General features: G+C 65.3%; 5 protein-coding genes. All 5 read right to left on the bottom strand.

What is annotated here, in order from left to right:
• Positions 1-26: 26 nt before the first annotated feature.
• Positions 27-428: a hypothetical protein gene (locus ABCR83_RS18905; RefSeq protein WP_462696228.1), complete on the bottom strand. Its 402-nt coding sequence runs from the start codon at positions 426-428 to the stop codon at positions 27-29.
• Complete coding sequence (locus ABCR83_RS18910) at positions 428-7,213, bottom strand: polymorphic toxin-type HINT domain-containing protein (protein WP_462696229.1); 6,786 nt, start codon at positions 7,211-7,213, stop codon at positions 428-430. The genes ABCR83_RS18905 and ABCR83_RS18910 overlap by 1 nt, the downstream gene beginning before the upstream one ends.
• A gap of 317 nt (positions 7,214-7,530) precedes the next feature.
• Positions 7,531-10,173 carry a LamG-like jellyroll fold domain-containing protein gene (locus ABCR83_RS18915; RefSeq protein WP_462696230.1) on the bottom strand — a complete coding sequence of 881 codons (2,643 nt, stop codon included), beginning with the start codon at positions 10,171-10,173 and terminating at the stop codon, positions 7,531-7,533.
• Positions 10,174-10,651: 478 nt separating this feature from the next.
• Positions 10,652-11,914 (bottom strand): hypothetical protein, encoded by a 1,263-nt coding sequence (locus ABCR83_RS18920; RefSeq protein WP_462696231.1) that lies wholly within the window; start codon positions 11,912-11,914, stop codon positions 10,652-10,654.
• The gene (locus ABCR83_RS18925) at positions 11,904-12,431 is read right to left on the bottom strand and encodes a DUF6114 domain-containing protein (RefSeq protein WP_462696232.1); all 528 of its coding nucleotides are present in this window, start codon (positions 12,429-12,431) and stop codon (positions 11,904-11,906) included. Before ABCR83_RS18925 ends, ABCR83_RS18920 begins: the two co-directional genes overlap by 11 nt.
• Positions 12,432-12,557: the final 126 nt, after the last annotated feature.

Raw genomic sequence — 12,557 nt, forward strand, 5'->3', positions numbered from 1 at the left:
GACTGGATTACCAGCGAGAGCTCCTGTCAGTCAGGATCAAGTATTTTTTCGACTGCCGTCTTGATAGCTTCCAGCCCTTCATCGTCCACCATGAGTGGCGCTGCGAGCGTTTCGACCCACTGACGCAGCTCGACCGCGGATAGTTCTCGCCAACGCGGATGCAAGACAGCCCTTTGCGCGATGATCCCCCAGCGCTGCTGGTGCTGCGAGAGTCGATACCAGTCAGCCTGTTTCTGCGCTCGCCCTGGCATTGAGCTCGAACGCAACCCCGAGATTAAACCTTCGCGAAGATGATTCAACGCTGATGCATAGACCGGACTCCCATTGAGCACGTCCGTGTCATCGGAGAGCTCAAACTTGAGCTCCATGCCAGCACGGAGCAATATTTCCACCTGGGCGAAGTCGTCGAACTCGATCAGTTCTGACATCAGAAGGGGTTCCTTCCATGGAAGAGAACATTCCCCGCCGGGATCTTCAACGAGCCTCTCGTAATCAGCTCATTTGGCTGAGATCCTGGGCCAAGCTCGACACCTTCAGGCATTCGGAAGGCGAACATATAGTCAGCCTTTCCGGCATACATTGGGTTGCCGATGAAGATGTTCTGCTCAATCTCTGACGGGTTTCCAATTTCCTGGGTCACGTGGACCTTTCCGGCAGAGTTGGCACCAATTCTGAGACTGCCATCATCGGCCAAGATCCCACTGTGCCCGCCCTCGCTCGTGTAATGGAAGTAGACATTGTCATCGAGATTATCGACAACGCTCCCGACATCATGAGTCGCCGCATTACCGCAATTGTGAACGAGTACCGGCGTGACCCCCGCCCGCACATAGTACGTGTGCGTACCGTCAACGGTCAGGTTGTGGACAGTCGCCCGCTGGCTCCACGTCTGAACTCTGACGACCTGGACCCACGTACCGGACGAAGTCCTCAGCCACTGCCCGGGCTTGAGCTGGTCCGCGTTCACCCACTTCTTCAACTCGGGGACCCAGAAGGGGTGGTTGCCGGTCGCCGTGATGGTGTCGGTGGCCGAACCCTTGTCGCCGTCCGTGTCGACCGTCAGCTTCACGAGTTGCTTAATGCCGCGGCCTTCGATCGTGGCGGTCACCGGCCTGGCTTCTGTGACGCCCTTCTCCGGGTCGGTGGCCAGGACCTGGTCGCCGACCTTGAGTTCCTCGATCGGCTTGACGGTGCCGTCCCCAAGGACGACTTCGGTGCCGGGGACAAAGCTGTTGTCGGTGCATGACGCCTTGCCGCTGGCCGTCCGGTCGCCCTTCCCCGCTGCCGGGACGGGCTTGGACTTCGGCTGGGCCGGAGCTTCCGGCTTGGGTTCCGGCTTGGGCTTGGGGGCCGGGGGTGGGGTGGCCTCCTCCGCGGCCTTGGCAGCCTTTTCGGCGGCCTCCTTCTTGGCGTCCCTCGCCGCCGATTCTTCCGCGGCCTTCGCTGCCTTGGCCTGCGCCTCCGCCACCTTGGCTTCGGCCTTTGCCGCTTCCTGGGCGGCTTCCTCGGCCCTCGCGGCAGCCTTCGCCACCGCCTTGGCCGCATCGACGCCCTCTGCGACGTACTTCGCTCCCTTGGCCGCCGTGGCGCTCCACCCGGCTATCGGAATCATCGCGGCGAAGGAAAGGCTCGCGTCGACGTTGTCGCCTTCGGCCCAGTACCAGATGCCGTTGATTCCGTCAGCAATCTCACCGTAGACCGGCACCATGCCGAGCCCGTCGAGAGCGCCGTGCCCGATATCCTCCCAGTCCCAGTCGAAGTCCATTCCCCAGAGCATCCCGCTCGGATCGGGGAACCCCAGCGGGTTGTTGCGGCCGTACGCGTAGGCGTTCAGCTGCTGTGGGTCGGAGAAATCGACGACCGGATCGCCGGAGAGGAAGCGGCCTGCGATCGGGTCGTACTCGCGGGCGCCCAAGTGGGTCAGGCCCGTTGAGGCGTCGATGGTGCCACCGAGGAAGCCCTTGTCGGTTGGCCAGGCGACCTGCTTGGGGTCACGTGGACCTCCGAAAGGCAGGGTGCGGCGTTGGGTGATGGCCTGCGTCTTGGCGTCCACGGCGATTTCGTCAGTGCCGTTCTGGCCGCCGCCGAGCCAGTTGACTCCTTGGGGCGTGCGGACCGCCACTTGCCGGCCGCCGTGGGAGTAGTAACGCGTGCCGGTGACAGTCTGTTTGGCGGGATCGGACTCCTTGGTGTTCAGGGTGAGTTCCATGGATCCCAGGTAGAGGGTCACGGAGTTGTTCGCCGGGTCTCTGCGCAGCAGCCGGTTGCCGCCGGCGTCGTAGACGAAGGAAGTGGCCTGGCTGTTTTCCGGGGTGAGTTGGCTCAGGCGGCCTTCGACGTCCCAGAGCAGATTCTGTTTGGGGCCGGTGCCCAGCTTGCGCGCGGTGGTGTTGCCTGCCGCGTCGTATTCGTAAGTGTCCTTGGTCTGGACGGTTTTGCCACCCGTTGTCTCCGTGACGTCGACGGATTCGATGGCGTGTGAGGGAGCGTTGCCCTTGCCCCGTGGGTGGTAGACCCGGGTGGTTTGGGTGCCGCCCGGGCTGGTGGCGTAGTTGGTCTCTTTGGTCCGGTTGCCCGCGACGTCGTACTCGAAGGACTGGCGGTAGGGTGCCGGGCCGCCGAGTGCCGCCTTGGACGGGTCCGTGGCGCAGTCCGTCGCGTTCTGCGCCCAGGAGTCCGTTAGTCGGCGCAGGTAGTCGTAGCGGAAGCACTGCACATCGGCCGAGCGGTTGGCCGGTGTGTCAGCGATCTTGGTGGTGTTGCCCGCCGGGTCGTAGGTGTAGGAGACGTCGGAGTCGGCATCCTTCACGGTCTCGCGGTCCAGGCGGGAGCGTTGTAGGCGCCGGGTGCCCTCTTCGTAGAAGTAGGTCTGCCAGGTGTACTTGCTGCCGCTGGAGAGTCCCAGTTGAAGCTGGAGCGGCTCGCCGTAATTGGAGTACTTGGTATCCCGGGCGTAGTCGTTCAGCCCCATGGTGTACAGGGGCAGGCCAACCAGGTCGTAGCCGATACGAAGCGTCTCGGCGGGCAGGCCGCCTCCGGCCGGGAGTGCGACGGAGTCGATGGAGCCATCGGGGTTGTAGGCGGTGGTGGTGGAGTAGTCCCCGGCAAGCTTGCCCTCCACCTTGGGGATCTTGACCGTGCTCTTGGTCGGGCGGCCCGCGGTGTCGTAGGCGTCGACGGCCGTGGTGTACGCCTGGGGCTCCGCCGCTCGCGAGTCCTTGACATAGCGGGTGGAAGTGGCGGGCCGTCCAATGCCGTTGGGAGCAGTGTCGTAGGTCCAGCCGCTCAGCTGAGCGCTGCCCTCGTACACGCCAGTCGGCCGGCCGAGCACGTCATAGCGGTAAGTGAGGGTCTTGTTTCGGGCGTCGGTGGAGGAGACGACCTCGTCCAGGTCGTTGTACCGGAGTTCAGTGCGCCCCTTGTCGGGGTCGCCCGCCACCGTCTGCCGACCGCGTACGTCGTACTCATAGGTCCAGCGGTCACCGCTCGGGCTCTCGACGGAGGTCAACTGCCCGGTGCGGTCATAGGTATACGAGGTGGTGTCCGCTTCACCGGTGGGCGTGGTGCCCTTGTACTCCAGGAGCCTGGTGGACAGGCCCTGGGCGTTGGTGTATGTGGTGCGCGGTGTTTCCCCGGCCGGAGGTGTGACGTCGGTGTGGTCACCGTGGTACGCGGTGGTGGTGCGCCATTTCTCCTTGCCCTTGACTCGGAGGATCGAGTCGGTCGTCCGGCCCGCGGCGTCCATGACGTTCTCGGTCTCCGTCGGGGCGCCGTCCGCCGAGGCGGAGGGATCGACCACGGAGGTGCCGGGCGACGAGGAGTTGAAGTACGGACCCACCGACTTCACCGACAGACCCCGCGCGTCGTAGACCGTGTCGGAGATGATCCGGCCGCCGTTGGGGCTCGGAGCCTGGCTCTGTACTTGGCGGAGCAGGCCGTCGTAGAGCTGGTGGCTGACCTTTATGTCGCCGTTGGGGATGAGTGATCTGGTGGTGACGGCGTTCGGGCCGTCGTTGCGGATGAGGTAGATGTATTCGGAACTGGGAAGATCCGAGCCCTTGTTCCGCCCGGGCATCCAGACCTTGAGCCGTCGGCCGAGGCTGTCGTACGCCATGTCCGTACGCAGCTTGTTGGCGTCGGTGCTACTGGTCACCAGGCCCCAGGCCGGGTCGACTGTGGAGGTGATCCTGCGCTTGAGCGGATCGGTCACGGTCATGCCGGTGACGGGTCCGCCGGTGATGGGGACGTACTCGGTGGTGGTGGTGCGCTTACCGGCGTCGGTCGTGGCGGTCACCCGGCCGTGCGCGTCGTAGTCGCTCTCGGTGACGGTGATGAACTGCGGGGTGTCACCGTCGAAGCCCTTGAGCTCCTCGGTCCGGGTGACATCGCCCTTGCTGGGTGCCGAGCCGTAAGAGCCGTGGTCGTAGGTGGTACGGACTTCGGATATCGCGTCGGACGGGCCGGTGTCCCGACCGCACGCCTTGGAGAACGTCGCGGTGCGCTTGACCAGGGTCAGCAGATTACCGTCGGTGTTCCGGGCGTACTCATAGACCGTGCAGGTGTCGTCCTTGGCGTCATCGCCGTCGTTCTTGCCGTCGGCGCCCATGTCGCCCAGGTCGTGGGAGGACGCGAGCATGCCGTAGGCGTCATAGGTGTGCTCGATGCCGGTACGGCGCACACCCTTGTCCAGCGCAGTGCGGGTGACGGTCCGGGCGATGCCGGTAAGCGTGGCCTTGTCCTCGCCTTCGACAGCGGTCGGTTCGGAGACCCAGGGGGTGCTGACCTTGCCACTCACCTCGGCGGAGTCGTCGAACGAGCCGTTGAACTGCCGCTGTTCGAGGACGAAGCCCTGGGTCCGGTCCAGGTCCTTGACCTCGGTGCCGTCACCGGCCTTGACCGAGACGGCCTTCTTGCCGCCGTCCTTGCCCTTGCGGTCATCGTCCATGCCCCGCAGATAGGTGGTTTCGGTGCGGAGTTGTTTGGTGCCGGTGTCACCAGTGATCGTGCGGATCTTCTGGAAGCCGCGCCACTGGCTCCAGGTCTTGTTCTCGGCCTTGACGATCTCGCTCTCGTCGTAGTGCCAGGCCGCGCCGCCGAGGTAGTCATAGCGCGTCACCTTGTTGGTGCCGTTGGCCAGTCGGCCGTCCTCGACCACGTTGTCCACGACGTATTTGTGGAACCAGTCCTCCTTCTCACCGATGGAGCCGGACTTGGACCAGAAGGACGGGAAGCAGAGCTTGGTGTTGGCCGTGGGGTCGGGCAGGTTGGATGGAGTGCACTCGGGCGCCTTGTAGTTCACCGAGACAGTGCCGCCGGACTCCGACTGGATGGCCCTGATCCGCCACTTGACCATGGCCGGGCGGTCGTCGAACGACTTGTCCACGCGCCCGGTGAGCTGGGTGCCGTAGAAGATGGTCTTGGGCAGGGACAGCGTCGAGCCCTGCGCCTTGCCGTTGTGCGCGATGGACTTCAGCCAGAGGCCGCCAGTGAGGCCGTCACCTGGTACGGGGTAGTAGTGGTCGAGCTGCCACTCGTCCACGTCCTGGTAGCCGTTGCCCTTGAGGACCTGGGTGGTGATGGAGGACAGACGCTTGCGGGTGAAGAAGGTGGGTGCCCACTGGTCTTTGCAGTGCTTGTCGTCGGTGCAGATCTGGTCATAGGGGACGTCCGGCCAGCGCTTGGCCGTCTCCTCCTTCAGATCGCCGGGCTCACAGTCGGCGGCCGAACCAGTGCACCGCTCGGCCACGTTGAAGACCACCTGGGACGGTGCCTTGCCGGACCGTTCCGCTCCCTCGCGCGTGCCGTACTCGATGCGCTTGAGGTACCCGCCGCGGTCGTAGGAGACGGAGGTGTCGTCGCGGTCGGCGCCGTACCGGTTCTTTTCCGTGTCCCAGAAGTACGTCATGGAATTGCCGTGCACATCCACGACGTAGTCGAGGTTCCAGCGCCATGCCTGCTGGCAGCGGGAGTCTTTGAAGGAGTCGGCGTGACAGGGCTCGTCCTTGTCGTCACCGTAGACCGGAGTGGTCCAGGCGGACTTGGTGTTCTCCTTGTCCTCCGCGGCCCGCTTGCCCTTGCCGAAGAAATAGCGCGTGCCATCGGTGGTGGTGACGACCCAGTACTCACCGTTGTTGTCATCGTTGGAGCCACCGGTTTTACGCTCGATCCGGGTGCCGTCGTCGGCCTTGAGCCGCCAGGTCCCGTCCGACTTCTTGACCAGCTCACCGTTTCGGCCACCGAAGTTCATGGTGGCGTTGTCGGAGTGCCAGCACAGGTCGTACTTCTCCTCGCCCTCCGTGTCGTGCCCGTCCTCCTTGCACGACTGATAGGAGCGCTCGATGTACCCCACCGAGAGGTCGAATCCCTCTCCGATCCAGGAGGGCTGATTGTTGGTCGATCCGACCCGGCCGTCTATGGAGCCGGAGTTATAACTGATCGCCAGCTTGGGTGATGGACCGGCGACGGCGGGCGGCACTCGCAGCGGATACTGCCAGGAGAAGCTCCCGGTGTTCCCTGCCATCTGCCAACTTCCCGATGGGGAAAGGGAAGTGGCCCCATAGCTTCCGGCGGCTCCAGACGCTCCGGCACTCACCGCCAGTAATTGCCCGTCGGCGGCAGCGACAGCATTTCGCTTGCCGGGTGTCGTGGGCTGAGCGGCAACATCCGCGGTCAGCTTGCTGCCACGAATGTTGTTACGTGTCCGGAGGGGTTTGCGGTCCTGGCACTCCTTTGCCGGGCCGTCGATGGCACAGCCCGGCACGGTGGACAGCACCAGGCGCGAAGCCCAGTCCCCGCCATAGGCTCGGGCGAACCTGGAATAATCCACTTCGAGGTTTACCGGTGCCGCGGCCTTGCCACCGTCCGCCCGGGTCACCTTCAGCAGGATTCCGTCGACTCCGGCCTTGCGGGCGTATTTCCGATCGAGGACCTCGACCCGTACCTTGTCGGGTGTGGCGCCCGGCTTGTCCACTGCCGCTCCGAATGCTCTGGCGGAGCGATCCAGCTGTGCGGAGGAAGATGCGCCGATGCGTATCGGCAGCGAGCCGACCCGCATTCTCGCCGCGTCGGCCTTGGATCCGGACTTGGACATTGTCGTACGTGCCGACCGCGAACCAGGCAACTCGGCCTCGGCAGCAGCTGGTTCGGGCCACTGGACATTGGGCAGGGGGACATTGGCGGCCTTGGCCGTCTCGTCCTCCGGCCCGGGCTTCAAACCAACGTCCTCGACCGGAATGGACGGGGTGCTCTGGGTCTCGGGTCGCCGCTCATCGCGTGACTGATCGTCAGCCCGGGCCGCCGGTGCGCCTTGTAGGAGCGCTGCGGCCAGGGCGGCGGCCGTTACGGCGGACAGGGAAACGCGTCGTCGCCGTATGCGCCGTCTCCGTAGTTGATTTCTGCCGGGTATGCGGAACAGGCCGTTTCTCACGGCTGATTCCTTTCAAGGGATGGTTGATCGGACAGGCCGGACCGCGCGCCGGAGACGATTACTCCGGCACGCGACGGCAAGGGATTGGGTGAGTCGTGGTGTGATCAGCGACCGGCAATATGGGCGACGTCGTCGTTGGTCAATAGACCGGCATGAACGCGGACGTCATCGATATCGCCCGCGAACAAGTCGGTGTCCATGCGGTCGTCCCAGCGTGCCCGCCCCACTTCCAGGCCCTTGGCGGCGTTCCAGTTGCCGTTGCAAGAGGCTTCGCCCGCGAGAACGCCATTGACATACAGGCGGATCTTCTTGGCCAGCGGGTCATAGGCGCCGGTCAGGTGGGTCCATTCACCCGAGCGTGGTGCTTGGTCGGTCCTGGACATCGCCCGCGCCAAGTCGTCGGTCGATGTGTGCGTCTTGTCGACGCCAAGCCTGCCGAACACCCAACGCTTGAACGTGGACGAGTAGTAAAGGGCGTAGCCATAGGAGTGCTCACCCGACTGACTCAGCACCATCAGGTTTCGGTCGAGGGTCGTGGGACGAACCCAGGCACTGACCGTGAACGCCTGCCGGGTGTCGACCGGCGAAGTCGCGGATGCGTAGTCACCGGTCCCGTTGAACCGCAGGGCCTTGTCCGATGGATCGCTCCCCGTCTTGCGTCCGGCCACCACGTCGGCGCCCGAGACCTTGAGCACGTGATCCTTGCCGCTGCTGTCCGGACTCGTCCCCGATGCGACCCAGTCGAGGTGATAGGTGGCCGCCGAGCAGGCATCGGTGAGGTCATCCGGGCAAGGGCGCACCGGCTTGAAGATGTACTGGGTGAGCGGACCGCGATTCCCCGCCCGATCCACGCTCCGCGCATACAGCACATTGGGGCCGAAGGTGGTCGGCGTGATCTTCACGGTGGCGTCTCCGCCAACCTGCGCCGGGACTGCCCGGCGGTCCGGCTCGTCGTCACCTATCGCCCACTCGTAGTAGGCGATGTCATTGCCGTAGACGGAATCCTTCGCGCCATTGGCGCGGAAGGTGAAGGAACCTGCCTGGCCCGCCGCCTTGCCTTCCTGTTCGACGGGGAAATCGGCGGAGGAGACGGCTGGGGCGGTGTTCGGTGCCTCTGTGTCCACGCCGAATTCGCAGTAGTCGGACCATTCGGTACTGTCGTCGATCCCATCGGTTGTGCCCGCGTGCCACTTGTAGGCCTGGCCGTGCTTGAGCTTCCCGTGCGGGATGGTCTCCTTGAAGTCGCCCTGCGCGTGATAGCCGTCCACGCCCTCGTAGACCATGGGCTTCTCCGGGATCGCGTTCCACACCCGGAAGGTGGCCTTGAGGTTCTGATGGTCGTCGTCTGTGCCTCTCACCACCATGGTCGGCGTATCGGTGCGGATCCAGGGGCGGTCGCCGCCTCGCTCGCAGGACGTGGCCGGGTTGCTGGTGCGTCCGTCGGTGGGCTTCTCCGGCGGGGTGTTGTAGGTGACGGACAGCTTGGCATCGCTGCCCCGGAAGCGCTTCCAGGAGTATGGATCGCTCTCGTCCTTCGCCGTCAGCGAGAAGGCGATGGGTTTTCCGGAGGCCGCGTACTTCTTGACGGTGGGAGTGAGATTCTCGTTCTTCTCGTCCGGGTTGTCATAGAACTCGACCCGGGCGGCCGGGCATCGGTCACCTCGCCCGTAGGCCACCTTGCGATCCACCATCAGATCGCCGTCAACTGGCTTGTTGTTCCAGGTGGTGCTCTTGCCTATCTTCGTTTCGTCGACCAGTGCCAGATCCACCCAAGTCGGTGTGCAGGAGAAGGCGAAGGTTTCCTGGGCCGAGAAGGTCGCCTTCCGTATCTTGCGCTTCTTCCACCCGCTCGTATTGAACTTGAAGTACATCCGGTCGGTGTAGGGAGAACTACTGCACACGGCCCAGCCCTCGCTGGTGTCTGCATAGGAGCAGCGCCCGACGCCCCGGCCACTCCGCTCGTCCTTGAGATAGGTGGTGTCCGGACTGCTGCTGCTCACGTAGAGCCACTCGACCTGGGTCATGTCATCGGTAGGCGGGTCGATGTACACCGGGTATGTGATGCCGGCGCCGTTGAGCAGGGATTCATCGGGAGTGACGGCAACAACGCCGTTTTCGACAGACGTTGCGATCCGGGCGATCTTGTCCCCGGGTGAGGGTGAATCAACCGAATCCCCGCCGCCTGCTCCGGGTTCGGCCTTACCGGAGGAATCCCACATTTGTGCGGCCGGTCCGGAGAAGACCTCGGCCCCTGCATCGTCCAGTGCCCGGAGGCCGCCGGAGGTGTTCGTCGCAAGGTGAAGACCGCTGGTGTCCGCCTTTAACTCGATGCGCTTGAGAGCGGGGTTCTTGGCAGCACTGGCGTTCTTGATCACTAGCGCGTAGGAATAGCCGGTGACGGACGCGTTGACGCGCAGGTCGACGTCGGGAAGAACGTCGGGGTACTCGGCCGTCGGGCCGTTGAGTCTGGGCTTCGGGAGTTTTCCCGGCCAGTTGAGCGCAAAAGCCTTGTCTCCCTTGGCGATTCTCACCAGCGGCTGATCCGATCCCCCACCGGAGAAAGCCAGTCGCACCACGGAGGAACGCGGACCGATGCTTCCGTCCGCGCGCTCGACCAGTGTGGCATCCGCTGCCTGCCAGGAGCCGTCCGCCTGCCGGACTCGTTGCGGCTGGGCGGTTTGCTCGGCCGTGAACGTACCGTCGGGATTGGCGAATACCTCCTCGACCTCGGTACGCTCCTCGACCACCTCGACACGTTGTCCCGAAGCCCTGGCTACATCCGAGGCATGTTGTTGAGCGGTTGTCGTCCTGGGTTCAGGTCTGCTGTCGGCTCTCGCGGCCGTTGTCGCTGGTTGCGCCATTTCGACGGCCAGTGCCACCACAAGAGAGCCGACAGCTGTAACTAACCCACCCCTGTACGATCTTCGGCGCTTCAATCGCTTCACCATCCTTACCATCCAGAAAAAGCAAAGGAAGCCTATGGATGGAGCGATGGGGAGTCCATCCATTCGCAAAGGACGGAGCGAGGACAAAGGGGCATCGAGGGGCATTTACGCCCGGTGATCTTCACCATGTGCGGCCAGGGTGTGACATGGTGTCCGGGAGGGTAAAGCGAAGGTTTCGCAGAGGGCAACGCCAGTCGACACCCTCCCAAGCCAACGGCCGTGGCCGCCAACCCCGTTGCGGAGTGGGCGGCCACGGTCGTTTCCGGCGGCTCCCGGAGATCTAGGGGTAGGTGCCGTTGGTGATGCTGAGGACAAGGTTCGGGTTGGTGAGCGTGCCGCCCGTCTGCCCGGCCTGGCGGACCTTGACGTCGTCGATCCAGACGGGGATGGGCATGGGCAGGCCCGGGATCATCGGGGGCGGCTTGGACGGCGTCCAGTCCACCGGGAGAATGCCGAGCAGCTTGCCCTTCATCTCCTCGGTGTACATGGTGACTTTGCCGTTGGTGATGGTGGAAGTGGCGCCGAAGCCGGTCTGGTGGAGGACGTGGCCCCGGTCGTTGACCAGCGCGTGCATGTTCTTGATGTCCAGGCCGGAGGCGGTGAACTTCAGGACGGTCTTTTCCTTGCCGCCGCCGGTCGTGATCTTCTTTACGCCCTCGAAGGTCGCACCGTGCAGGGTGAGCCTGGAGGACTCCAGAAACCAGGGGTTGTCCGCGAAGACCGCCTGCCCCCGGTCGCCCTTGGGGTCGGGCTTGGGGCACGGCGGCGGGGTCTTGGAGGCGGACGCGCTCGGGGACGGGGTCGCCGAAGCCGAAGGGGAGGCAGAGGGGGAAGCGGACTCGGAGGGCGAGGCGCTGGGTTCGGCCTTCTGTGAAGGCGAGGCCGTCGGCTCCTGGGTCTTGCCGGTCCGGTCCGCCTTCTCCTTCCCGGTGGGCTTGGGCGTGGGCGGGTGCGGGGTGGCGCTCGGCTCGGCCGTCTTCCCGCCCGAAGGGGACGGAGTCGCGGACGGCGAAGGGGACTTCGTCGCCGAGGTGGATGGCGACGGGGTGGCGGAGGGCGAGGCCGTCGGGGTGCCGGAGGGAGTGGCGCCCGGGATGTGCGAGGGCGCCGGAACCGGCTTGGAGGCGTCGTCGTCGCGCTGGTGGCTCCTGGTCGGCGAAGGGGCGGGAGCGGGCTTGTCGCCCTTGCCCTCGTCACTCTCGTCACCGGCCGGGGAGGGGCTCGCCTTCGGAGGCTTCTTCTCGCTCGCGCTGGGGCTCGCGTCCGCACTGGTACTCGGGGTGGAACTCGGCGTCGCCGTGGGCGACTTGTCGGGGGCCGTGGCACACAGCGCATCGCCGAAAGGGTTCGGCGGCGCGGTCGGCTTGGCCTGGGCCAGCTGGGGGGTGAAACCCAGGCCCATCAGCACGGCGCTGGGCATCGCCACCAGGGCGACGGCCTTTCCGGCCGGCAGGTGCAGCCGGGTCAACAGTGGCTTTCTGGGCGCGGCATGGCGCGGGCCGGTTCTCGGCCGGTCGTCCTCGTGTGCGTCATCAGTCGGCACGATGGCTCCCGTTCGTCTCCTTCACGAGGTTCACCAGGCCCGGGCCCGAGCCCGGATCGCCGCCCCCGCCCGGGGGCCGGGGGTCCGCGTCGCCGCCGTCGGGTGCCGCCGCGGCGAGCGGCTTGCCCGGCATCCAGGAGATGGCGAGCGCTCCGCCCAGGAGTGCCGGGATGAAGCCGAGCAGGAAGCCGCCGAAGTTCGAGACCACCAGCGAGACCACGGCCAGCAGAATGGCCGCGATACCGGCGAAGACCCTGGACTGCCGCTGGAACCACATGGTCAGCCCCAGCACGACCAGCAGTACCCCGATGATCAGTGAACCGGCGCCCGCCGTGGTGGACAGCCGGATGCTCAAGTCGCCGATCTTCATGGTCTGGTAGGGGATGTACATGATCGGTACGCCCGAGAGCAGGGTCCACAACCCGCCCCAGAACGGGCGCCGCCCCCGCCAGTCCCGGAACGAACGGCGTGCGCTGCCAAAGGTGTCGATCGGCCGTGGTCGCGTGTCGGCGCTCATGGTGTACAGCTCCTCGGGACTGGCGAATCGGTGGTACCCGAGCCGATGGGCTCGATGCCGCCGCCCCGGCCTACGGGGAAGCGGCATGGCCGGGTACGGAAGCAGCAACTCCGCTTCCGTACCCGT

Source organism: Streptomyces xingningensis (assembly GCF_054957865.1).